Source organism: Streptomyces sp. NRRL S-495 (genome assembly GCF_000966955.1).
Taxonomy (GTDB): Bacteria; Actinomycetota; Actinomycetes; order Streptomycetales; family Streptomycetaceae; genus Kitasatospora; species Kitasatospora purpeofusca.
In genome coordinates, this window is the sequence record NZ_JZWY01000025.1 from 1 (window position 1) to 23,298 (window position 23,298).

At 72.1% G+C, this 23,298-nt stretch carries 19 protein-coding genes and 1 pseudogene; 18 read left to right on the forward strand and 2 right to left on the reverse strand.

Annotated features, from left to right (window positions below; translation table 11 throughout):
* Positions 1-845: NADH-quinone oxidoreductase subunit D (locus VR45_RS02235; protein ID WP_045937957.1), on the reverse strand; the 845-nt coding region annotated here is incomplete at its 3' end.
* Complete coding sequence (locus VR45_RS02240) at positions 842-1,897, reverse strand: SAM-dependent methyltransferase (protein WP_045937958.1); 1,056 nt, start codon at positions 1,895-1,897, stop codon at positions 842-844. The genes VR45_RS02235 and VR45_RS02240, both read right to left, overlap by 4 nt.
* A gap of 139 nt (positions 1,898-2,036) precedes the next feature.
* On the opposite strand from VR45_RS02240, the gene VR45_RS02245 reads away from it, so the two are divergent.
* The 18 genes and pseudogenes from VR45_RS02245 to VR45_RS45265 all read left to right on the forward strand — a co-directional run.
* Positions 2,037-3,266 (forward strand): sensor histidine kinase, encoded by a 1,230-nt coding sequence (locus VR45_RS02245; RefSeq protein WP_045937959.1) that lies wholly within the window; start codon positions 2,037-2,039, stop codon positions 3,264-3,266.
* Between the two features lie 80 nt (positions 3,267-3,346).
* The gene (locus VR45_RS02250) at positions 3,347-4,039 is read left to right on the forward strand and encodes a response regulator transcription factor (protein ID WP_045937960.1); all 693 of its coding nucleotides are present in this window, start codon (positions 3,347-3,349) and stop codon (positions 4,037-4,039) included.
* Positions 4,040-4,288: 249 nt separating this feature from the next.
* Positions 4,289-5,077: pseudogene (locus VR45_RS02255) on the forward strand (Rossmann-like and DUF2520 domain-containing protein); the annotation flags it as partial.
* Positions 5,077-5,982: a pantoate--beta-alanine ligase gene (panC, locus tag VR45_RS02260; RefSeq protein ID WP_045937961.1), complete on the forward strand. Its 906-nt coding sequence runs from the start codon at positions 5,077-5,079 to the stop codon at positions 5,980-5,982. The pseudogene VR45_RS02255 and the gene panC, both read left to right, overlap by 1 nt.
* A gap of 131 nt (positions 5,983-6,113) precedes the next feature.
* Positions 6,114-6,563 carry an aspartate 1-decarboxylase gene (panD, locus tag VR45_RS02265; RefSeq protein WP_045937962.1) on the forward strand — a complete coding sequence of 150 codons (450 nt, stop codon included), beginning with the start codon at positions 6,114-6,116 and terminating at the stop codon, positions 6,561-6,563.
* A 15-nt stretch (positions 6,564-6,578) separates the two neighbouring features.
* The gene (locus tag VR45_RS02270) at positions 6,579-8,252 is read left to right on the forward strand and encodes an L-aspartate oxidase (RefSeq protein ID WP_045937963.1); all 1,674 of its coding nucleotides are present in this window, start codon (positions 6,579-6,581) and stop codon (positions 8,250-8,252) included.
* Positions 8,253-8,257: 5 nt separating this feature from the next.
* Entirely contained in the window at positions 8,258-9,250 is a 993-nt protein-coding gene (gene nadC, locus VR45_RS02275) for a carboxylating nicotinate-nucleotide diphosphorylase (protein ID WP_045937964.1), read from the forward strand.
* Positions 9,251-9,307: 57 nt separating this feature from the next.
* Complete coding sequence (locus VR45_RS02280; protein ID WP_045937965.1) at positions 9,308-10,102, forward strand: type III pantothenate kinase; 795 nt, start codon at positions 9,308-9,310, stop codon at positions 10,100-10,102.
* Between the two features lie 86 nt (positions 10,103-10,188).
* Complete coding sequence (locus tag VR45_RS02285) at positions 10,189-10,962, forward strand: hypothetical protein (protein WP_078896161.1); 774 nt, start codon at positions 10,189-10,191, stop codon at positions 10,960-10,962.
* Positions 10,963-11,202: 240 nt separating this feature from the next.
* Positions 11,203-13,023 (forward strand): hypothetical protein, encoded by a 1,821-nt coding sequence (locus tag VR45_RS02290; protein WP_045937967.1) that lies wholly within the window; start codon positions 11,203-11,205, stop codon positions 13,021-13,023.
* A 99-nt stretch (positions 13,024-13,122) separates the two neighbouring features.
* Positions 13,123-14,679: a bifunctional lysylphosphatidylglycerol synthetase/lysine--tRNA ligase LysX gene (lysX, locus tag VR45_RS02295; protein ID WP_078896162.1), complete on the forward strand. Its 1,557-nt coding sequence runs from the start codon at positions 13,123-13,125 to the stop codon at positions 14,677-14,679.
* Between the two features lie 4 nt (positions 14,680-14,683).
* Complete coding sequence (locus VR45_RS49895; RefSeq protein ID WP_030393758.1) at positions 14,684-14,806, forward strand: hypothetical protein; 123 nt, start codon at positions 14,684-14,686, stop codon at positions 14,804-14,806.
* Positions 14,807-14,948: 142 nt separating this feature from the next.
* Positions 14,949-15,398, forward strand: a complete 450-nt coding sequence (locus VR45_RS02305) for a BlaI/MecI/CopY family transcriptional regulator (protein ID WP_045937968.1) — start codon at positions 14,949-14,951, stop codon at positions 15,396-15,398.
* 9 nt (positions 15,399-15,407) lie between these two features.
* Positions 15,408-15,944 (forward strand): amino-acid N-acetyltransferase, encoded by a 537-nt coding sequence (locus tag VR45_RS02310; protein ID WP_045937969.1) that lies wholly within the window; start codon positions 15,408-15,410, stop codon positions 15,942-15,944.
* Between the two features lie 92 nt (positions 15,945-16,036).
* Positions 16,037-16,387 (forward strand): Lsr2 family protein, encoded by a 351-nt coding sequence (locus VR45_RS02315; RefSeq protein WP_045937970.1) that lies wholly within the window; start codon positions 16,037-16,039, stop codon positions 16,385-16,387.
* A 612-nt stretch (positions 16,388-16,999) separates the two neighbouring features.
* On the forward strand, positions 17,000-19,519 hold the full coding sequence (locus VR45_RS02320; RefSeq protein WP_030393754.1) for an ATP-dependent Clp protease ATP-binding subunit: 2,520 nt from the start codon (positions 17,000-17,002) through the stop codon (positions 19,517-19,519).
* Between the two features lie 350 nt (positions 19,520-19,869).
* Positions 19,870-22,218 (forward strand): immune inhibitor A domain-containing protein, encoded by a 2,349-nt coding sequence (locus VR45_RS02325; protein WP_045937971.1) that lies wholly within the window; start codon positions 19,870-19,872, stop codon positions 22,216-22,218.
* Positions 22,219-22,639: 421 nt separating this feature from the next.
* Positions 22,640-23,298: M23 family metallopeptidase (locus VR45_RS45265; protein WP_199925885.1), on the forward strand; the 659-nt coding region annotated here is incomplete at its 3' end.

A 23,298-nucleotide genomic window follows, 5' to 3' on the forward strand; every position in this document is an offset into this window, starting at 1 on the left:
AGCAGACACTCGAAGCGGGCCAGGCAGTCGCCCTCCTCGCGGGTGACCACGGTCAGCACCTGCCGCAGTTCCTCGCTGCCGTACGCCAGGTAGGGCTCGTCCCGGCGCAGGTCGAGGTCCAGTCCGCTGGCCCGCGCGATCGGGCCGCTGGCGCCGTACGCCTCGGCCTGCGCCCGGGTCAGGACGCCGACACCGGCGGTGCGGGCGCGGAAGATCTCGTTGCCCAGCACCAGGTCCTCGAAGACCGGCAGCTGGGAGCGGACCACGGCGACGGCGGCGCGGACCCGGCCGAGCCAGCCGGCCGGCAGGTCCTCCTTGAGGCCGCCGACCCGGTTGAACATGTAGTGCATCCGGCCGCCGGAGGCCTCCTCCAGCACGTGCTGGAGGTCCTCGCGGCCGGTGAAGGCGTGGAAGATCGGGGTGATCCCGCCCAGCTCCAACGGATAGGAGCCGAGGAACATCAGGTGGTTGAGGACGCGGTTCAGCTCGGCCAGCAGGGTGCGGATCCACACCGCCCGCTCGGGCACCTCCATGCCGAGCATCCGCTCGACGCCGAGCACCACGCCCAGTTCGTTGGAGAAGGCCGAGAGCCAGTCGTGCCGGTTGGCCAGCATGATGATCTGCCGGTAGTCCCGGGCCTCGAAGAGCTTCTCCGCGCCCCGGTGCATGTAGCCGATCACCGGCTCGGCGCTGACGATGCGCTCGCCGTCCAGTACCAGGCGCAGGCGCAGCACACCGTGGGTCGCCGGGTGCTGCGGGCCGATGTTGAGCACCATGTCGGTGCTGCCCGCCCCGCCCGTGACGTTCTCGGCTCCCGCCCCGATGCCGACCGTGGTCTCCCTCATGGGGTCAGAGTCTGCCATCCCGGCAGCGCCCCGAGGCTCGGCGGTACCGGCATGCGGACGGCCTGCGAGAGCCAGCCGAATCCGCCCAGGCCCGCGGCGTCGGTGAGCTCGGCCCCCTCGCCCGCGCCGCCGAGCGCGCGCAGGTAGCCGACCGGGTCGCTGGAGGCGAGGGCCAGCGGCGGCCGGGCGCCGCTGACGCCGAGCGCCCGCAGCGCCTCCCGCTGGGTCGTCCACAGGCTGTGGAGACCGGGCGCGGCCGCCGCGTCCAGCGCCACGTGCGCGGTGACGTCGCAGGAGCCGTCAGGCACCGGGGGCACCTCGCGGCCGGCCCGGAAGCCGGTCCGGGTGGGGAACGGCGGGCGGCGCCCGGCGGTGTGCCCGTAGTCGACGGCGACGGCCAGGCCCCGTTCCAGGCCGGCCACCGCGTGCGCCCAGGCGGCGTCCCTGGGCGCGCCGAACTCGACGAAGTCCCCGGGCCGTTCGGCCGGCCACCAGCGGGCGGCCCAGGCGGCGTCGGCGGCGTCCACGGGCCCGCCGAGCCGCTCCTCCCCGGTCGCCGGGTCCACCTCCAGGTAGCGGAGCTGCCCGTCCTCGCCGACCTCGCCGGTGTCCAGCGGCACGTTGTCCAGCCACTCGTTGGCGAACAGCAGCCCGGTGACGCCGCGCGGCACCTCCGCCGTCCACACCGTCCCGGCCCAGCTCCGCTCTGTCCACAGCCCTGTGGACGGAGCGGCGGGCGGCGCGTCCGGGCGGTCGGCGAGCTCCACCGCCCACACCTTCAGCCGCTCCCCCACCGGTTCCGGCAGTTCGGCCAGCACCCCGGCGACCAGCTCGCCCCGGCCGGCCCCGACGTCCACGAAGGCCAGCTCCTCCGGGCGGCCGAGCGCCGCGTCCACCTCCAGCAGCAGCCGGGCCACCGCCCGGGCGAACAGCGGCGAGGCGTGCACCGAGGTCCGGAAGTGCCCGGCCGGGCCCTCCGGCCTGCGGTAGAAGCCGCCGTCGGGGTCGTAGAGGGCACGCTCCGTGGCGGGCGCCCACCGCATCCAGCTCATGGAGCGGGACGCTACACACCCGGTCCGTACCCGCCCAATCCCTACGGCAGCGGCATGCCGGGCTCTCCGACCTAGGGAGTAGAACGGATCGCCCTCCCGGCGGACCTGGACACGGGGTGCGACTGCCTACGCTTGAGTCGTGCATCGACTCAACGCCTGGCTCCGCCGTCACCCCATGGTGATCGACTCCGTCTGGGCCGCGATGGTGCTCTTCCTCGGCGTGGTGCCGGAGGGCGGGAGCGAGAACAGCGGCTGGCGGCTCGGGGTCCACTACGCCGTCGCCGTCCTGCTGCCCCTGCTGATGGTGTTCCGCCGGCGCTTCCCCGACGCGACGGTGGCCGCCGCGGGCCTGATCGGCGTCACCCAGGTCCTCCTGGACGTCAACCCGGCGGTCTCCAGCATCGCCTACCTGGTGTTCGCCTACACCGGCGCCGCGTTCGGCAAGCCCTGGACGTCCCGGTTCGCGCTGCTCGGCGGTCTGCTCGCGGGCCCGCTGGTGTACTGGCGGCTGCATCCGCAGAAGATCCAGTCGGTCGGCGACTCCGACGTCCACTTCGTGAACTACTCCGCCCCCGAGGCGCTGCTCATCATCGGCCTGATGACCACCCCGTTCATCCTCTGCTGGGCCTGGGGCCGGCTGACCAGGGTGCGCCGGGCGTACCTGGTCGAGCTGGAGGACCGGGCGGCCCGGCTGGAGCGGGAGCGCGACGCCCAGTCCAAGGTCGCGGTCGCCGCCGAGCGGGCCCGGATCGCCCGCGAACTGCACGACGTGGTCGCGCACAACGTCTCGGTGATGATCGTCCAGGCCGACGGCGCCGCCTACGTCCTGGACAACTCGCCGCAGCAGGCCAAGGAGGCGCTCAGCACCATCGCCTCCACCGGCCGGCAGGCGCTGGTCGAGATGCGCCGGCTGCTGGGCGTGCTGCGCAGCGCCGACACCAAGGGCGAGGAGTACGTGCCGCAGCCCGGCGTCGAGGAGCTGCCGGAGCTGCTCGACCAGGTCCGCACGGCCGGCCTCCAGGTCGACTTCGCCACCTCGGGCCACCCGCGCGAACTGCCGCGCGGCGTCGAGCTGACGGTCTACCGGATCGTCCAGGAGGCGCTGACCAACGTCCGCAAGCACGGCGGCCCCGACGTCCACGCCCGGGTCGCGGTCGACTTCGGCGAGCGCGAACTGGCCGTGCTGGTCGAGGACGACGGCCGCGGCAGCACCGACGAGCAGCTCGCCTCCGGCGGCACCGACGGCCAGGGCCACGGCCTGATCGGCATGCGCGAGCGGGTCGGTATGGTCAGCGGCAGCCTCGACATCGGGCCCCGCCCCGGCGGCGGATTCCGGATCCGCGCCGTCCTGCCGCTCAAGGCCGCCTGACCCAGGACCCGCCGACCCGGACACCCGCCGACGGACGCCACCGACCCCCGCTGTCCTCCCCGAGGAACTAGGAGCCACCCTTGACCATCCGTGTGATGCTGGTCGACGACCAGGAGCTGCTGCGCACCGGATTCCGGATGATCCTCCAGTCGCAGGGGGACATCGAGATCGCCGCCGAGGCCGGGGACGGCGCCCAGGCCGTGGAGAAGCTCCGGCACACGGCGGTGGACGTGATCCTCATGGACGTCCGGATGCCGCGGCTGGACGGGGTGCAGGCCACCCGGCGGATCTGCCTGGCCGAGGACGGCAGCCCGCTGCCGGACGCCCCGCACGTGCTCATCCTCACCACCTTCGACCTCGACGAGTACGCCTTCGCCGCGCTCAAGGCCGGGGCCAGCGGCTTCCTGCTCAAGGACGTGCCGCCGACCGAGCTGGTGGCCGCGATCCGCGCCGTGCACGGCGGGGACGCCGTGGTCGCCCCGACCACCACCCGCCGCATGATCGACCGCTTCGCCGAGGTGCTGCCGACCCCGCAGAGCGGCCCGGGCGGCTCCGACACCCTGGGCCCGCTCACCGAGCGCGAGCGCGAGGTGTTCCTGCTGGTCGCCCAGGGCCTGTCGAACGGGGAGATCGCGGCCCGGCTGGTGCTCTCCGAGGCCACCGTGAAGACCCACGTCGGGCGGATCCTGGCCAAGCTGGGCCTGCGCGACCGGGTCCAGGCCGTGGTCCTGGCCTACGAGGCCGGACTGATCCGGGCCGGCGCCTCCGACTGACCCGCCCCGCCGCCGGCCGCCGCGTCCTCTCCCACCGCCCCGGCCCCCGCCCACGCTCCGGACCCGGCCCCGCGCCCGGTCCGGAGCGAACCGCTCCGCGGGCCCGGCCCCGCCCGTAGAATGGGCCGGTACGTCCGGTACCCCGGCAGTGGACTGGAACGGAACCCCTGGACAAAGGTGGACGCGTGAGTCCGTCCGACTTCGCCGACCGCGGCGAGTTCGCCCCGCTCGCCGACGGCCTCGGCGACCCGGCCGATCCCGGCAACGGTGTCCGCCGCCTCGCGCCGCCGGGCCGAGACCCTGCTGCCGGGCGTACGGATCGTCACCCCGCCGCAGGTGCTGGCCGCCGCCGACCTCGTCCTGCTCACCGTCCCCGACGACGCGCTGGCCGGCCTGGTCACCGGCCTCGCCGCCACCGGCGCCGTCCGGCCCGGCCAGATCCTGGTGCACACCTCCGGCGCGCACGGCGTGGCCGTGCTGGAGCCGGCCGCCGCGGCCGGCGCGCTGCCGCTCGCGCTGCACCCCGCGATGACCTTCACCGGCACCTCCGTCGACCTGGCCCGGCTGGCCGGCTGCCCGTTCGGGGTGACCGCCCCCGAGGAGCTGCGCCCGGTCGCCGAGGCGCTGGTGGTGGAGATGGGCGGCGAGCCCGAGTGGGTGCCCGAGAACGTCCGCCCGATGTACCACACCGCCCTCGCGCACGGCGCCAACCACCTGGTCACGCTGGTCGCGCAGGCGATGGAGCTGCTGCGCACGGCCGGCGTCGCCGAGCCCGGCCGGATGCTCGGCCCGCTGCTCGGCGCCGCGCTCGACAACTCCCTGCGCTCCGGCGACGCGGCCCTCACCGGCCCGGTCGCCCGGGGCGACGCCGGCACCGTACGGCGCCACCTGGCGCAGCTCAGTACGGTGTCCCCGGACATCCCCGCCGCCTACCGGGCGATGGCCCGGGCCACCGCCCAGCGGGCCCTGGCCCGCGGGACGATCGACGAAACGTCGGCGGCGGCGCTGCTGGACGTACTGAACGAGGAGAAGCAGTAATGGCACGCGGCAAGCAGCCGGGCAAGGCCCAGCACGCCCCGAAGGTCCACCGGGCCGTCGTCACCCGCACCGTCGACGACTTCGAGTCGGCGTTCTGGCCGGACGAGCAGCCGGTCGACAACGCGGTCGTGATGACGATGGGCGCCCTGCACGAGGGCCATGCCGCGCTGATCCGGGCCGCCCGCAAGCAGGTCGGCCGGGAGGGCCGGGTCGCCGTCACCGTCTTCGTCAACCCGCTGCAGTTCGGCGCCGGCGAGGACCTGGAGCGCTACCCGCGCACCCTGGACGACGACGTGCGGCTGGCCGAGGCCAACGGTGCCGACGTGGTCTTCGCGCCGTCCGTCGACGAGGTCTACCCGAACGGCGAGCCGCAGGTGCGGATGGCGGCCGGCCCGATGGGCGAGCGCTACGAGGGCGCCACCCGGCCCGGCCACTTCGACGGCGTGCTGACCGTCGTCGCCAAGCTGCTGCACATCACCGACCCGGACTTCGCGTTCTTCGGCGAGAAGGACGCCCAGCAGCTGGCGGTCGTCCGCCGGATGGTGGCCGACCTGGACTTCGACGTCGAGATCGTCGGCGTGCCGACCGTCCGCGAGGAGGACGGCCTGGCGCTCTCCTCCCGCAACCGCTTCCTCTCGGCGGAGGAGCGCGCCCGCGCCCTGGCCCTCTCCGAGGCCCTGTTCGCCGGCCGGGACGCGGCCGCGCGGGGCCCGAAGGCCGTGCGCGAGGCCGCCTCGGCCGTGCTCGACGCCGCCGAGGGCGTCGACCTCGACTACCTCGCCCTGATCGATCCGCACGACTTCACCGAGGCGCCGGACGACTTCCAGGGCGAGGCGGTGCTGGCCGTCGCCGCGAAGGTGGGCGCGACCCGCCTGATCGACAACGTCCGCATCATCGTCCGGTAGCCACCGCGCCGGACCCGGCACACCGGATCGCAGCACCGGACCGCAGCACCGGACCGAAACAAACGCTCGCCCGAAGAGCGTTGGGCAGCAAGTACCCCCTAGGCATGCACTCACAGGAGGCGTGACCCGCAATGCTCCGCACCATGCTCAAGTCCAAGATCCACCGGGCCACCGTGACCCAGGCCGACCTGCACTACGTCGGCTCGGTCACGGTGGACGAGGACCTGCTCGACGCCGCCGACCTGCTCCCCGGCGAGCTGGTCCACATCGTCGACATCAACAACGGCGCCCGGCTGGAGACGTACACCATCGCCGGCCCGCGCGGCTCCGGCGTCATCGGCATCAACGGCGCCGCCGCCCGGCTGGTCCACCCCGGCGACCTGGTCATCCTGATCGCCTACGGGCAGATGGACACCGCCGAGGCCAAGGGCTACCTCCCCAAGGTCGTCTTCGTGGACGAGCGGAACCGGGTCACCGGCACCGGCGGCGACCCGGCCGAGGCCGGGGAGGGCACCGGACTGCTGCGCGGCGACGCGGCGTACCGTGGCGACAACGGCGCGGCCGGCCCGGTCGCGCGCTAAGGAGCCACTGAAGTCATGTCCGTCACCCACCGCCTCACCGCCCCCGCGCCGGGCTGGACCACCGACACCGATGTCGTCGTGGTCGGCTCCGGCGTGGCCGGGCTCACCGTCGCCCTCAACGTCCGCCGGGCCGGCCTGCGGGCCCTGGTGGTCACCAAGGCGATGCTGGACGACGGGTCCACCCGCTGGGCCCAGGGCGGCGTCGCGGCCGCCCTCGGCGAGGGGGACACCCCCGAGCAGCACCTGGCCGACACCCTGGTGGCGGGCGCCGGGCTGTGCGACGGGGACAGCGTCCGCACCCTGGTCACCGAGGGCCCGGACGCGGTCCGCCGACTGATCGCGCTCGGCGCGGCCTTCGACCGGGGCGAGGACGGCGACGTCCTGCTCACCCGCGAGGGCGGCCACCACCGGAACCGGATCGCGCACGCCGGCGGGGACGCCACCGGCGCCGAGATATCCCGCGCCCTGGTCGAGGCGGTCCGCCGGGACCCGGACATCGAGCTGATCGAGCACGCCCTGGTGCTCGACCTGCTCACCGACGCCGACGGGCACGCCGCCGGACTCACCCTGCACGTGATGGGCGAGGGCCAGCGGGACGGCGTCGGCGCCGTCCGGGCCCGCGCGGTGGTGCTCGCCACCGGCGGCATGGGCCAGGTCTTCTCGGCCACCACCAACCCGCCGGTCTCCACCGGGGACGGCGTGGCGCTCGCGCTGCGGGCCGGCGCCGAGGTCACCGACCTGGAGTTCGTCCAGTTCCACCCCACCGTGCTCTGGCTCGGCCCCGAGGCGGAGGGCCAGCAGCCGCTGGTCTCCGAAGCGGTCCGCGGCGAGGGCGCGCACCTGGTCGACGCGGACGGCGTCCGGTTCATGGTCGGGCAGCACGAGCTGGCCGAACTCGCCCCGCGCGACATCGTCGCCAAGGCGATCACCCGCCGGATGCAGGAGCACGGCACCGACCACATGTACCTGGACGGGCGGCACTTCGGCGCCGGGATGTGGCAGCGGCGCTTCCCCACCATCCTGGCCTCCTGCCGCGCGCACGGCATCGACCCGGTCACCGAGCCGATCCCGATCGCGCCGGCCGCGCACCACGCCTCCGGCGGGGTGCGCACCGACAACCGCGGCCGGACGTCCGTCCCCGGCCTCTACGCGTGCGGCGAGGTGGCCTGCACCGGGGTGCACGGCGCCAACCGGCTGGCCTCCAACTCCCTGCTGGAGGGCCTGGTCTTCGCCGAGCGGATCGCCGCCGACCTGGCCGCCCGGCACACCGCCGGGGACCTGCCCGAGCGCGTCGTCGACGTCGAGGCGGCCGGTGCCGCCCACCCGGTGCCGCTGCCCGCGCCCGAGGCGCGGGCCGAGATCCAGCGGCTGATGTCGCGCGGCACCGGCGTGCTGCGCTCGGCCGCGTCGATGGCCGCCACGGCGGAGGGCCTGGCCCTGCTCGCCGGGCAGACCCGCGCCGCCGTCGCCGAGGAGAAGCCGGCCGACCCCCGGGTGGAGACCTGGGAGGCCGCCAACCTGCTGCTGGTCGCCGACGCCCTGGTCACCGCCGCCGCGCAGCGCGAGGAGACCCGCGGCTGCCACTGGCGCGAGGACTTCCCGGAGCGCGACGACGCGCACTGGCAACGCCATCTGATCACCACCCTCACCGCCTCCGGCGGACCCGTCAGCACCCTCGAGGAGCCGTAACCACCATGACCGACGCGACCGACGTGACCCACCTGCACGAGCACGAGCACGACGAGCTCCCGCTGGCCGGCGGCTGCGGCGACGGCTGCGCCTGCGGGGACGGCGAGGGCTACGAGACCGGCCTGGACCCCCAGCTCGCCGAGCTGCTGGAGGAGGCCGGCCTGGACCCGGTCGAGGTCGAGGACATCGCGACCCTGGCGCTGGCCGAGGACCTGGCCGGCGGCGAGGACGTCACCTCGGTGGCCACCGTGCCCGCCGACGCCGTCGCCACCGCCGACTTCACCGCCCGCGCGGCGGGCGTGGTGGCCGGCCTGCGGATCGCCGAGGCCGTCGTCTCGCTGGTCTGCGAGGAGGAGTTCGAGGTCGAGCGGCACGTCCAGGACGGCGACCGGGTCGAGGCCGGCCAGGTGCTGCTCTCGGTCCGCTCCCGCACCCGGGACCTGCTGACCGCCGAGCGCAGCGCGCTCAACCTGCTCTGCCACCTGTCCGGCATCGCCACCGCCACCCGCGCCTGGGCGGACGCCCTGGAGGGCACCGACGCGGTGGTCCGCGACACCCGCAAGACCACCCCTGGCCTGCGCGCGCTGGAGAAGTTCGCGGTCCGCTGCGGCGGCGGCGCCAACCACCGGATGGCGCTCTCGGACGCGGCCCTGGTCAAGGACAACCACGTGGTCGCGGCCGGCGGCGTCGCCGAGGCCTTCCGGGCCGTCCGGGCCGCCTACCCGGAGCTGCCGGTCGAGGTCGAGGTCGACACCCTGGAGCAGATCACCCCGGTCCTGGAGGCCGGGGCGGACCTGATCCTGCTGGACAACTTCACCGTCCCGCAGCTGCGCGAGGCGGTCGCCCTGGTGGCCGGCCGGGCCGAGCTGGAGGCGTCCGGCGGACTCACCCTGGCCACCGCGCGCGAGGTCGCCCAGACTGGTGTCCAGTACCTGGCGGTGGGCGCGCTGACCCACTCCTCGCCGATCCTGGACATCGGCCTGGACCTGCGCGCCTGACCGTCCGTCCGGCCCGCTCGCCCGTTCGCCCCCGGTCCTCGACGCAGAAAGCACCTGATGCTGCTCACCATCGACGTCGGCAACACCCAGACCACCCTCGGCCTGTTCGGCGGTGAGGAGGTGGTCGAGACCTGGCGGATCTCCACCGATCCGCGCCGCACGGCGGACGAGCTGGCGGTGCTGCTGCACGGCCTGATGGGCTCGCAGGGATCGCGCACCGCGATCGCGGACGCGAAGGTCGAGGGCCTGGCGATCTGCTCCTCCGTCCCCTCCGTGCTCCACGAGTTCCGCGAGGTGGCGCGCCGGTACTACGGCGACGTCCCCGCGGTGATCGTGGAGCCGGGGGTGAAGACGGGGGTGCACGTCCTCATGGACAACCCCAAGGAGGTCGGCGCCGACCGGATCGTCAACGCGCTGGCCGCCAACCACCTCTACGGCGGCCCCTGCATCGTGGTCGACTTCGGCACCGCCACCACCTTCGACGCGGTCAACGCCCGCGGCGACTACGTCGGCGGCGCGATCGCCCCCGGCATCGAGATCTCGGTCGAGGCCCTCGGCAACCGCGGCGCCCTGCTGCGCAAGATCGAGCTGACCCGCCCGCGCAACGTGATCGGCAAGAACACCGTCGAGGGCATGCAGTCCGGCATCCTCTACGGCTTCGCCGGGCAGGTCGACGGCCTGGTCGACCGGATGGCCCGGGAGCTGTCCAAGGACCCCGACGACGTCCAGGTGATCGCCACCGGCGGCCTGGCCCCGCTCGTCCTCGGCGAGGCCGGCTCCCTCGACGTCCACGAGCCCTGGCTCACCCTCATCGGCCTGCGCCTGGTCTTCGAACGCAACCGCCCGAGCTGACCCGGGGGACGCCCCGCAGCGTCCGAACGTGGGGGCTCGGCGCGACACTACCGACAAATCGGATATTCCTCACGTAGTGTCAGCCCATGCCTACGCCACACGGATCGCGCGGCGGCATGGCCTTCAGCGCCGACGAAGTCCGCGTGCTGCGCCGCGCCCTCGCCCAAGCCCTGCACCCCGCCGTCCCCGTCCACTTCCAGCTCTCCGACCGGCCGCTGTACGCGGACGCGGGTGCCGCCCTGTGGGCCGAGGACGTCCAGGACGCACTGCGTCTGACCGAGGCGATCGACGAGGCCGTCCAGGAGGGGGGCCGGCTGCGCGCCTTCCTCCTCGCCGACCTCACCCGCTACCGGGCCGCCCTGCCCGGCAGCGCCAGCGGCTACCTGGAACGGCTGGAGGAGGCGGTGACCGACGGCTACCTCCCGGGACCGGAGGACCTCACCGCGCTGCGCGGACTGTCCCGCCAGCCCTGCGGCCAGCACGAGCGCTCCCGCCGCTCCCGGCTGGCCGGACGCTGCCACGCGCTGGCCGAGGCCGCCGTCCGCGAACGGCTCGCCCTCACCAGCGGCCAGCGCCACCTCGTCGCCGTACCGAGCCCCGCCGCACCCCCGAGCAGTCCCCTCATCCCTGTTGGAGGACGGATCCCGATGAGCAGCACCGAGCACCCCGCCGAGCAGCCCGCCGCCGCCCGCAAGGGCGCCCCCCGCGGCCCGCAGGACCAGCAGCCCGCCCGGCCGCACCGGATGCCCACCCCCGCCGAACTGTTCGGCCGCCGCCCCAAGGCCTCCTCCCCCCACCCGGACCGGCCGGCCCACCCGGCCGCGCCCGAGGACCTGGAGCTGGCCACCGGCACCGGCTGAGCCCGTCCCGCCACCGCTTCCCGGGGAGGCCGCGCCGCACCGAGCGGCCCGGCCTCCCCGGTCCATCTGTCGACAATTCCGTTCCCCGGGCGGATCGTTCGGGTCACAACTCGATAACCATCACCGCGCGCGCCGCCGGATCGCTCCCGTCCTGTACGAATTGATGGGCGATCAACCGGGTTGACGTCCGGCCGACCGTCCATAAGGTCGCGGGGACACCCCACGATCAAGAGGATCCCCGTGAACTCGACCCGCACGCGCCGGGTGCTCGGCACGGCCGCGGCGACGGCCGTCGCCGCCCTGTCCGTCGGCACGCTCGCCGTCCCCGCCCACGCCGCGGGGCCGACCCTCAGCATCGAGGTCGGCGCCCTGATCCAGATCCAGGGCGAGCCGACCACCCAGCCGCAGTTCGGCGAGAACGTCTTCCTCCGGGTCGGCCGGACCGGCACCGCCCCGGTCCCGGGCGCCAAGCTCACCCTCGACACCACCGGGCTGGACGGCGTCGCCGTGCTCACCGCCTCCGGCGGCCGCTGCGTCACCGCGGCCCGGACGATCACCTGCGACCTCAACAACCTCAACCACGAGAGCATCAACATCACCGACCACCTGTGGCTGAGCGCCGTGCCCGGGGTCAAGCCCGGCACGAGGGGCGTAGTGCACGCCGCGGTGACCGCGCCCGGCGCCGAGTCGGCGAACAAGGACTTCGCGGTCGAGGCCGGCGGCGCCGTGTTCCGGGCCGGGGAGATCGCCCCCAAGGAGCACGCCAAGGTCGGCAGCACCTTCACCCCGGCCGTGCGGTTCGCCAACCGCGGCGGCGTCTCGGCCGCCCGGGCGATCGTCGAGGTCCAGCTGCTGCCCGGGCTGAAGGTCGAGGACTGGCCGTCCAACTGCGAGTACGCCACCGACCCGGGCCAGATCGGCCGCGAGGGCTTCGGCACGCCGATCGCGACCATCCACGGCATCTGCTCCGTCGAGGGCGAGATCCTGCCCAACGAGCCGGTCCGGCTGAACGGCCTCGACCTCACCGTCACCTCCGAGGCCGAGTACACCTTCGCGGACTTCTCGGTCTTCGCCGACCCGAACGCGGCCGCCGCGCAGGGGCCGGCGCTGCGCAAGCGGCTGACCTTCCAGCACGGCACCGGCGCGCCCGCCACCCTGACCCGCGACTCCGCCGAGGGCATCCCCTCCGGCTACCCCGACGTCAACGGCCACTTCACCGAGCAGGAGGTGTTCGCGGACAACGGCGCCGACTTCGGCCTGACCGGCACCTGGACCCCGGACGCCTCCGGCCGCACCGGAACGCTCACCATCACGGCCGCCAACCGGGGCCCGGCCTCGATCTTCGACCGCAGCGGCGGCGAGGGCACCCCGTTCGTCCGGATCCAGCTGCCGGAGGGCGCCACGGTCACCGACCTGCCCAAGAACTGCCGGGCGAACAACCGCGTCCTGGGCGTGCCCCAGGACCACCCGCTCAACAAGTTCGACTGCACGGCCTTCGACTTCTTCATGGCGAACGGCTCGTCCAGCCGCCACGTCCTGGGCGTGCAGCTGGACGAGGGCACCGTCCCGCTGTCCGCCACCGTCTCGTTCCAGAACCAGCTCAGCGACCTGGAGGAGGGCTACCCGAGCGCCCCCATGAGCTGGGACCCCAACCCGGACAACGACCGGATCAAGGTCGCGCTGCGCTCGCTCCCCGCGCCCGTGACCCCCGTCCCGGACGGCGGGGCCGGGACTCCGGTCGAGCCGGCCGCGCCGGTCGTACCGGCCTCGGCGGCGGACTCCACCGGCGCCGGCAGCGGTTCCGGCAGCGGGACCGGGAGCGGGAGCACCGCGGCCGGCTCCACCGGCGGCACCGCCACCACCACGGCCGGCCGGACCGCCACCCGGACCGGCACCACCGGGACCGCGGGCACGGCGGCGCTCGACCTCGCGGACGGCGGCGAGCTGGCCGACAGCGGCCGCGGCGACGCCGTCCCGCTGGCCTGGGCCTCCGCCACCGCACTGGCCCTGGGCGGCGCCGCGCTCCTCACCTCCCGCCGCCTCGGCCGCCGGCGCTCCTGAACCCGTGGCGCGGGGCGGGGGCGGCGGCCCCCGGCCCCGCCCCGCGCGGCGCGGTAATCCCGTGGCGGAGCACCACCGCGGGCTGGCTACCCTGGTGGGGTGAGCGATCAGAGTCCCATCACCGCGACCGACGACCTTCCCGAGCAGATGCGCGTCCGGCGCGAGAAGCTGGACCGGCTCCGGGCGGCCGGCATCGACCCGTACCCGGTCGGCTTCCCCCGCACCAGCACCATCGCCGACCTCCGGGACAAGCACCCGGACCTGGCCCCGGACACCGCGACCGGCGAGCGGACCGGCATCACCGGCCGGGTGATCCTCTCCCGCACCGGTGGCAAGCTCTGCTTCGCGACCCTGCGCGACGGCTCCGGCGACCTCCAGGTGATGCTGTCCCTGGACAAGCTGGGCGAGGAGCGGCTGGCGGCCTGGAAGTCGGACATCGACCTCGGCGACCAGGTCGGCGTCGAGGGCGAGGTGATCACCTCCCGGCGCGGCGAGCTGTCGGTGATGGTGGACCGCTGGGAGCTCACCGCCAAGTGCCTGCGCCCGCTGCCCGACAAGCACAAGGGCCTGACCGACCCGGAGGCCCGGGTCCGTCAGCGGTACGTGGACCTGATCGTCAACCCCGAGGCCCGCGAGATCCTGCACCTGCGCTCCAAGGTGGTCCGCTCGATCCGCCGCACCTACGAGGAGCGCGGCTACATCGAGGTCGAGACCCCGATGCTGCAGCCGGTGCACGGCGGCGCCAACGCGCGTCCGTTCAAGACGCACATCAACGCCTACGACATCGACCTCTTCATGCGGATCGCCCCCGAGCTGTACCTCAAGCGGCTGGTGGTCGGCGGCGCGGAGAAGGTCTTCGAGATCAACCGCAACTTCCGCAACGAGGGCGCGGACTCCACCCACAACCCGGAGTTCACCTCGCTGGAGTCGTACGAGGCCTATGGCGACTACGACACCCAGGCCGAGCTGATCCGGGCCACCATCGTCAACGCGGCCCGGGACGCGCTGGGCACCACGGTGATCAAGGGCCTGGACCCGCACGGCGTGGAGCACGAGATCGACCTGGCCGAGCCCTGGGCCGAGGTGAGCGTCTACCCGGGCATCTCCGAGCACCTGGGCACCGAGGTCACCCCGGAGACCGGCGTCGAGGAGCTGCGCAGGCTGGCCGCCGAGCACGGCATCCCCTTCGAGCAGAAGTGGGGCCACGGCCAGATCGTGCTGGAGATGGTCGAGCGCCTGCTGGAGGAGAACGCCGTCCGGCCGACCTTCATCAAGGACTACCCGACCGAGGTCTCCCCGCTGACCCGCGAGCACCGCTCGATCCCGGGCGTGGCCGAGAAGTGGGACCTGGTGATCTTCGGTACCGAGATCGGCACCGCCTACTCCGAGCTGATCGACCCGGTCGAGCAGCGCGCCCGCCTCACCGCGCAGTCCCTGCTCGCGGCCGGCGGCGACGTCGAGGCGATGCAGATCGACGAGGACTTCCTGCGGGCCCTGGAGTACGCGATGCCGCCCACCGGCGGCCTCGGGCTCGGGGTGGACCGCCTGATCATGCTGCTCACCGGCAAGAACATCCGGGAGACGGTGCTCTTCCCGCTGGTGAAGCCGGAGCCCAAGGCATCCGCCGGTACGGCGGAGCAGAGCGAGGAGGAGTGACCTGATGGACTACGTCAGCGCGATCGTCCCACCCCTGGTCATGGCGATCGGCTTCGGCTTCCTGGTGCGGGCCATCATCCGCACCCAGGGCGGCGCCCAGAAGGCCAAGGAGGACCTGGTCGACTGAGTGGCCGCACGGCCCGCCCGGCATCCGCCGGACGCCCCCGTCGCACCCCGCGCCGCCATTCCCGGATTCCGGGGGTGGCGGCGCGCCGGTTTCGCGGCACTTCACAAGATTTGCCCTGTTCACTCCCTATCCTGGCCGGACTATGGTCCGGCAACTCGGCGAACTTGAGAACGCCATCATGACCCGGGTGTGGCAGTGGAACCGTCCGGTCACGGTTCGCGAGGTCCTTCTGGATCTGCGGTCGGAACGGGAAATCGCGTACACCACGGTGATGACCGTCCTGGACAAGCTGCACCGAAAGGGCTGGCTCCGCCGGGAGCGCGTCGGCCGGGCCTATCGATATGAACCGGTCTCCTCGCGCGAGGCGTACACGGCGGCCCTGATGAACGACGCGTGGGCGACCGGCGACAATCCGGCCGCGGCCCTGGTGCACTTCTTCGGCCTGATGTCGCCGGAGCAACGGGAGGCGCTGCGGGACGCCTTGCGGGTGGCCGCTCTGTTCCCGACCGATCCGGTGGCCCCGGATTCTCCGGAGAGCGGACCCGGGAGCGGACCGGATACCGGGGAGACCGGATCGAGGCCGGCACGATAACGTCCGGCCATGGAGGTCACCATCCGCCGGGCGCGGACCACGGACGTGCGGGCAGTGCGCAGGCTCATCGACAGCTACTCGCGTGACGGGATTCTGCTCGACAAGCCCACCGTCATGCTGTTCGAATCGGTGCAGGAGTTCTGGGTCGCGGAACGCGACGACAACGGGACGGTGGTGGCCTGCGGCGCGCTCCACGTCATGTGGGAGGACCTCGCCGAGGTCCGCACGCTCGCCGTCGACGAGTCCTGCCGGGGCCACGGCGTCGGACACCTGCTGCTGGAGAAGCTGCTGCAGACCGCCCGCTGGCTCGGCGTCCGTCGGATTTTCTGCTTGACGTTCGAGGTCCCGTTCTTCGCGAAACACGGTTTCGTGGAGATCGGAGAGGTCCAGGAAACCGATGATGGTACGACAGACCCGGCGGCGATCGCTACGGATGTCTATGAAGAACTTCTCCGCTCGTACGATGAAGGTGTTGCCGAGTTCCTCGACCTGGAGCGGGTGAAGCCCAACACGCTGGGCAACTCGCGCATGCTGCTGCACCTGTGAGCCGCCCCCGGGACGGTCAGGGGTTTGTGTTTTCCGGAGAAAGGCGCTTTCCTTTCCTTAGGCAAAGGGTCGTTTAGCGGAAAGGGAAGCCCGTGGCACAGAGGGTGCAGGTCATTCTTGAAGACGATCTCGACGGCGGGTCGGCGGACGAGACGGTGACGTTCGCCCTCGACGGCGTTGCCTACGAGATCGATCTGAAGAGCGCCAACGCGGACAAGCTCCGCGGTCTGCTGGCGCCGTACGTCGAGAAGGGGCGCAAGCAGAGCGGCCGCCTCGCCGGCCCCCGCCGCGCGGGCCGCAGCGCCGCCCCGCGCCCGTCCGGCAGCGTCCCGGACACCGCCAAGATCCGCGCGTGGGCCAAGGAGCAGGGCCTGGAGGTCAACGACCGCGGCCGCGTCCCCAGCAATGTGCGCGAGGCCTACGAGAAGGCCAACGCGGCCTGATCCGGGCGCTGCCCGGCCGCCCGGACGGGTTCCCTCCGCGCCCTGCGGCGTACGCCCGGACGGCGCCTCGGCGGCCCGGCGCGGGCGCGGCCGCCCGTTCGGGCAGCGGGCCGGGCACGGGCTCGGGCGGCAGAACGGTCACGGCCTGTGCAACGCTGGAAGGGCGAAGCGGTAACGCGGGCACCACCGGGACGGCGTACCGGCCACCGCGACCGCGGCTGACCTACCGTCAGTGGCGGCCGACTTCTCGCCAGGCGAACACCGCCACCGCGGAAACTGCGCGAGAACCGCCCCGATACCGGGTATGAATGCAGATGGACGGGGTCCGCGACCCTGTCCGGGGCAGTACGCGTGACCGGTCGGACGCCCACCGACTGCGCCGCGGCGGCGGTTGTTCGCCGATGGCGTAGCGGTATCCGGTGCATCCGGCCCGCGTGCGGGAACACCGTCTCCCAACATCGGGTTGGGATTGGTGTCGGCTGGTCGCGCAGCATGTCGCTCCCCGCGAGGGGAGCGAATCCGTGGGCCGCGCCGCTGAGCGGGACTAGCATGCGGAAGGACAGGGCGGGGACGGACCCCGAACTGCCCGACCGCTCTGAGGAGCGATAAACGATGTTCGAGAGGTTCACCGACCGCGCGCGGCGGGTTGTCGTCCTGGCTCAGGAAGAAGCCCGGATGCTCAACCACAACTACATCGGCACCGAGCACATCCTCCTGGGTCTGATCCACGAGGGTGAGGGTGTCGCCGCTAAGGCCCTGGAGAGCCTCGGGATTTCTCTTGAGGCCGTTCGCCAGCAGGTCGAGGAGATCATCGGCCAGGGCCAGCAGGCCCCGTCCGGTCACATTCCCTTCACCCCGCGGGCCAAGAAGGTCCTGGAGCTGTCGCTCCGGGAGGCCCTGCAGCTCGGCCACAACTACATCGGCACCGAGCACATCCTGCTCGGCCTGATCCGCGAGGGCGAGGGCGTCGCGGCCCAGGTCCTGGTGAAGCTGGGCGCCGACCTGAACCGGGTCCGTCAGCAGGTCATCCAGCTGCTCTCCGGTTACCAGACCCCCGGCGGCAAGGAGTCGGCCACGGCCGGCGGTCCGGCCGAGGGCACCCCGTCGACCTCGCTGGTCCTGGACCAGTTCGGCCGCAACCTCACCCAGGCCGCCCGCGAGGCCAAGCTCGACCCGGTGATCGGGCGCGAGAAGGAGATCGAGCGGGTCATGCAGGTGCTGTCCCGCCGCACCAAGAACAACCCGGTCCTGATCGGTGAGCCCGGCGTCGGCAAGACCGCCGTGGTCGAGGGCCTGGCCCAGGCGATCGTCAAGGGCGAGGTCCCGGAGACGCTCAAGGACAAGCAGCTCTACACGCTGGACCTGGGCGCCCTGGTGGCCGGCTCCCGCTACCGCGGTGACTTCGAGGAGCGCCTGAAGAAGGTCCTCAAGGAGATCCGCACCCGCGGCGACATCATCCTGTTCATCGACGAGCTGCACACCCTGGTCGGCGCGGGCGCCGCCGAGGGTGCCATCGACGCCGCCTCGATCCTCAAGCCGATGCTGGCCCGCGGTGAGCTCCAGACCATCGGTGCCACCACGCTCGACGAGTACCGCAAGCACCTGGAGAAGGACGCCGCGCTGGAGCGCCGCTTCCAGCCGATCCAGGTCGCCGAGCCCTCGCTGCCGCACACCATCGAGATCCTCAAGGGCCTGCGCGACCGCTACGAGGCCCACCACCGGGTCTCGATCACGGACGCCGCCCTGGTCGCCGCCGCCACCCTGGCCGACCGGTACATCTCGGACCGCTTCCTGCCGGACAAGGCGATCGACCTGATCGACGAGGCCGGCTCCCGGATGCGCATCCGCCGGATGACCGCGCCGCCGGACCTGCGCGAGTTCGACGAGAAGATCGCCGATGTGCGCCGCGAGAAGGAGAGCGCGATCGACGCGCAGGACTTCGAGAAGGCCGCGTCCCTGCGCGACGACGAGAAGCAGCTCCTGCAGGCCAAGGCCAAGCGCGAGAAGGAGTGGAAGGCCGGCGACATGGATGTCGTCGCGGAGGTCGACGAGGAGCTCATCGCCGAGGTCCTGGCCACCGCCACCGGCATCCCGGTCTTCAAGCTGACCGAGGAGGAGACCTCCCGGCTGCTGCGCATGGAGGACGAGCTGCACAAGCGCGTCATCGGCCAGAAGGACGCCATCAAGGCGCTCTCCCAGGCCATCCGGCGCACCCGTGCGGGCCTCAAGGACCCGAAGCGCCCCGGTGGCTCGTTCATCTTCGCCGGCCCGTCCGGTGTCGGTAAGACCGAGCTGTCCAAGACGCTCGCCGAGTTCCTCTTCGGCGACGAGGACGCGCTGATCGCGCTGGACATGTCGGAGTTCTCGGAGAAGCACACCGTCTCCCGGCTCTTCGGCTCGCCCCCCGGCTACGTCGGCTACGAGGAGGGCGGCCAGCTCACCGAGAAGGTGCGCCGCAAGCCGTTCTCCGTCGTCCTCTTCGACGAGGTGGAGAAGGCCCACCCGGACATCTTCAACTCGCTGCTGCAGATCCTGGAGGACGGTCGCCTGACCGACTCCCAGGGCCGCGTGGTCGACTTCAAGAACACCGTCATCATCATGACGACCAACCTCGGCACCCGGGACATCTCCAAGGGCTTCAACCTGGGCTTCGCGGCCCAGGGCGACACCCAGACCGGGTACGACCGGATGAAGGCGAAGGTCAGCGAGGAGCTCAAGCAGCACTTCCGGCCCGAGTTCCTGAACCGCGTCGACGACATCGTGGTCTTCCACCAGCTGTCCGAGGAAGACATCATCCAGATCGTCGACCTCATGATCGACAAGGTGGACGAGCGGCTCAAGGACAAGGACATGGGCCTGGAGCTCAGCGTCGAGGCCAAGCAGCTGCTGGCCAAGCGCGGCTACGACCCGATCCTGGGCGCCCGGCCGCTGCGCCGGACCATCCAGCGCGAGATCGAGGACCACCTCTCCGAGAAGATCCTCTTCGGCGAGCTGCGGGCCGGCCACATCGTGGTCGTCGGTGTCGAGGGCGAGGGCAAGGAAGCGAAGTTCACCTTCCGCGGCGAGGAGAAGTCCGCGGTCGCGGACACTCCGGCCGCCGTCGCCTCGCCGGGTCCGGACCTGACGAAGTAGCAACATTTAACAGACAACAGCAACGGTTTGGGCCCCCGGCGTTCGCGCCGGGGGCCCAAACCGTTTTCCGTACCCCCGTCGAAACTGTGATCCGAACCACGAACCGGCAGGTCGCTGGCCTGAACGGGGGCCGGTGCGGGTGCGATCGAAGCTGCGGTCATCTTTAATGACAATGTTGTTGACAGCACGTCAGCTGATACGGAGTCGCGGAGGATAGCGCTGTGGCCATGTCACGGTCAAGGTCTATCTTTTCCGTCCACGCTTGGATCAAATGTCGTCCACCTGTCTTTCATTGGTTTACCGGAAGGCCAAGAGCCGGACGGTTTGGGGAGGACGTCACAACGTTGAAGATGACCAGGAAAGCCGCTTCGGCCGCCTCAGTCGCGGCGGTCATAGCCGCGCTCGGCGCGGGACTGCTCCCGAGCACGGCGGTCGCCGCCGGCGCCGCCCCCGTCCCGCAGGACCCGGCCGACGCCGTTCAGACCAGCACTGAGCACAACATTCCCGGCCCGCTGACCGAGAAGGTCGAGGCCGAGCAGAAGGCCGCCACCGAGCAGCTGCTCGCCGGCACCGCCAAGATCGAGCAGCACGGCGGCAGCTCCAGCATCAAGCTGGGCAAGGACAAGTACGTCGAGCTGGCCCGTGAGCGCACGGACAAGATCTTCACCATCCTGGTGGAGTTCGGCGACGAGGTGGACAGCACCACCAAGACGCCGGACGGCAAGATCAAGTACGGCGGCCAGCCCGGCCCGCAGCGCAACCAGATCGAGAAGCCGGACGCTGCGACCAACAACTCCACCCTCTGGCAGGCTGACTACAACCAGCAGCACTACCAGGACCTGTACTTCAACAAGTCCGGCGACTCGCTGAAGACCTACTACGAGAAGCAGTCCTCGGGCCGCTACTCGGTCGACGGCCAGGTCACCGACTGGGTGAAGGTCAAGTACAACGAGGCCCGTTACGGCTCGGACTACTGCGGCCAGCACGTCTGCGCCAACGCGCAGGACCTGATCCGCGACGCGATCAACACCTGGGTCGCCGACCAGAAGGCCAAGGGCCAGACGGACGAGCAGATCAAGGCCGCCATCGCGCAGTACGACCTGTGGGACCGGTACGACTACAACCACAACGGCAACTTCAACGAGCCGGACGGTTACATCGACCACTTCCAGATCGTGCACGCCGGTGAGGACCAGTCGGCGGGCGGCGGCAAGCAGGGCACTGACGCCCTGTGGGCCCACCGCTCGTACGCCTACGGCACCGGCGCCGGCACCACCGGTCCGGCCACCAACAAGCTCGGCGGCACCCCCGTCGGCGGCACCGGCGTCTGGGTCGGCGACTACACCATGCAGCCCGAGAACGGCGGCCTCGGTGTCTTCGCCCACGAGTACGGCCACGACCTCGGTCTGCCGGACCTCTACGACACCTCCGGCAGCGGCATCGACAACTCGGTCGGCTTCTGGTCGCTGATGTCGTCCGGCTCCTGGCTCGGCGAGGGCAAGAACTCGATCGGCGACATGCCGAACGACCTCGACGCCTGGAGCAAGCTCAAGCTCGGCTGGCTGAAGTTCGACAAGGCCAAGGCCGGCACCGAGTCGACCCACCACATCGGCCCGGCCGAGTACAACAGCGCGCTCCCGCAGGCGCTCGTTGTCGACCTGCCGAAGAAGGCCGTCACCACCACCATCAACAAGCCCTTCGCGGGCGCCAACGAGTGGTGGAGCGGCAGCGCGGACGACCTGAACGTCTCGCTGACCCGCGACGTCGACCTGACCGGCAAGGCCAAGGCCGCGCTGTCGGCCAAGGCCTGGTACGACATCGAGCAGGACTTCGACTACGGCTACGCCGAGGTCTCCACCGACGGTGGCGCCAACTGGACCGCCCTCGACGGCACCTACAACGGCGTCGCGCTGCCGAAGGACCCCTCCGGCAAGGCCTCGCTGACCGGCAACTCGGGCGACAAGTGGGGCGACCTCGCCTTCCCGCTGGACGCCTACGCCGGCAAGGCCGTCAAGGTCCGCTTCCGCTACACCACCGACGGCGGTCTGCACCTCAAGGGCCTGGCCCTGGACGACATCGCGGTGACCGCGGACGGCGCCAACGTCTTCACCGACGGCGCCGAGAACGGTGACAACGGCTGGACCGCCAAGGGCTTCTCGCGGACCACCGGCTCGTTCACCAACGACTACAACCAGTACTACATCGCGGAGAACCGCCAGTACGTCTCGTACGACCGCACCCTCAAGGTCGGCCCGTACAACTTCGGCTTCGCCGACAAGCCGGGCTGGGTGGAGCACTACCCGTACCAGGCCGGTCTGCTGATCTGGTACTGGGACGAGTCGCAGACCGACAACAACGTCACCAACCACCCGGGTCAGGGCCTGATCCTGCCGGTCGACTCGCACCCGGCCCCGCTGAAGTGGAAGGACGGCTCGCTGATGCGCCCGCGCATCAACGGCTACGACTCCACCTTCGGCTCGCGCCGCACCGATGGTCTGACCCTGCACAAGGCGGGCGTCGAGACGGTCATCCCGAAGTCCAAGGGCGTCGACGAGTTCTCCGACCTGAAGTCCTACTGGACCAACGAGAACAAGTACAGCAGCGTCATCGTCCCGAAGACGGGCACCAGCATCGAGGTCGAGAACGAGTCCTCGAACTACCTGGAGACCTGGATCCGCGTCCGCCCGGTCGACAACTGATCGAACCGAGCTCTGACGCCCGGTCCATGACCAGGCACCGCTGAGCCGATCCGGCCCGCTCCCGCACCTGCGGGGGCGGGCCGGATTCTTTGTACCCGGACGGTCCAAACACGCCGGGCGGGTGGTGCTCCTCACAGCCTCCGGGGGCGGTACGAGCGGGAGTAGTAGGACGGCGGGGCGGGCGGGGCCGGCCCTCATCCCCTGAACGGAGCATCCGATCACATGATCGTTACTCCGTCGGTTTGAATATCCGGCTCGGTGATGACTACACGCCGTAGTACGTCACACGGTTTGGGAGTCCGCTCGGTGACGGTTACACCTGAGTGGTCCCCCACTCAGCACGCCCGAACGGGCTCAGCGTGCTGCCCCCGTACGTGTTCGTGAGGTTCCGATGTCTCCTGTCCCGCCTCTGGGGCCGGCCTTGTGCCGGCTCGCCGACGCCTTCCTTCGGCAGACCGACCGGAACCGCTCCACCACCGCCGCCGCGGCCGGGGCGGCCGTCCTGACCGGCGCCCTGGTGCTCACCGCCGCGGTCAGCGCCTCGGCGCAGACCATCGCCCCGACCACCCCCGGCAGCTCGGTGTTCACCGCGCCGCACGGGGCGGCCGCGGCCCCGGCGCTGGTCCAGGTCGCCGGCCCCAGCCCGTACACCCTGCCCTCGGAGCAGTCCTCGGCCCAGGACTCGGTGGCGATCGCCGCCAATCTGCTGACCGCGCAGGCGGAGGCCCCGGCGCCGTCCGCCGACCAGGCGCCGGCCTCCGAGCAGGCACCGGCCGAGGGGCAGCAGCCCGCCGCCGAGCCGGAGCCCGCCGCGCCGGAGCAGGCCCCCGCGCCCGCGCCCGCGCCCGCCGCCCCTGCGCCCGCCCCGGCCCCGGCCCGGCAGTGGTCCGCGCCGATCCCGGGGGCGCCCACCAGCAACCCCTACGGCGTGCGCAACCCCGAGTACGCGGCCGGGTACCACACCGGTGTGGACTTCGCGGTCTCCCCCGGCACCGCGCTGCTCGCGGTCGGCAACGCCACCGTGGTGTCGGCCGGCTGGGACGGCGCGTACGGCAAGGAGGTCGTGCTGCGGCTGGCCGA

Excerpts from the sequence above, each read along its gene's own strand:
- VR45_RS02285 (WP_078896161.1), top strand. The coding sequence starts at position 10,189 with ATGCCTACGCCACACGGATCGCGCGGCGGCATGGCCTTCAGCGCCGAC.
- VR45_RS02325 (WP_045937971.1), top strand. The coding sequence starts at position 19,870 with ATGACCAGGAAAGCCGCTTCGGCCGCCTCAGTCGCGGCGGTCATAGCC.
- panC (WP_045937961.1), top strand. The coding sequence starts at position 5,077 with ATGGCACGCGGCAAGCAGCCGGGCAAGGCCCAGCACGCCCCGAAGGTC.
- VR45_RS02270 (WP_045937963.1), top strand. The coding sequence starts at position 6,579 with ATGTCCGTCACCCACCGCCTCACCGCCCCCGCGCCGGGCTGGACCACC.
- VR45_RS02280 (WP_045937965.1), top strand. The coding sequence starts at position 9,308 with ATGCTGCTCACCATCGACGTCGGCAACACCCAGACCACCCTCGGCCTG.
- nadC (WP_045937964.1), top strand. The coding sequence starts at position 8,258 with ATGACCGACGCGACCGACGTGACCCACCTGCACGAGCACGAGCACGAC.
- VR45_RS02240 (WP_045937958.1), bottom strand. The coding sequence starts at position 1,897 with ATGAGCTGGATGCGGTGGGCGCCCGCCACGGAGCGTGCCCTCTACGAC.
- VR45_RS49895 (WP_030393758.1), top strand. The coding sequence starts at position 14,684 with ATGGACTACGTCAGCGCGATCGTCCCACCCCTGGTCATGGCGATCGGC.
- panD (WP_045937962.1), top strand. The coding sequence starts at position 6,114 with ATGCTCCGCACCATGCTCAAGTCCAAGATCCACCGGGCCACCGTGACC.
- VR45_RS02305 (WP_045937968.1), top strand. The coding sequence starts at position 14,949 with ATGGTCCGGCAACTCGGCGAACTTGAGAACGCCATCATGACCCGGGTG.
- VR45_RS02320 (WP_030393754.1), top strand. The coding sequence starts at position 17,000 with ATGTTCGAGAGGTTCACCGACCGCGCGCGGCGGGTTGTCGTCCTGGCT.
- VR45_RS02310 (WP_045937969.1), top strand. The coding sequence starts at position 15,408 with ATGGAGGTCACCATCCGCCGGGCGCGGACCACGGACGTGCGGGCAGTG.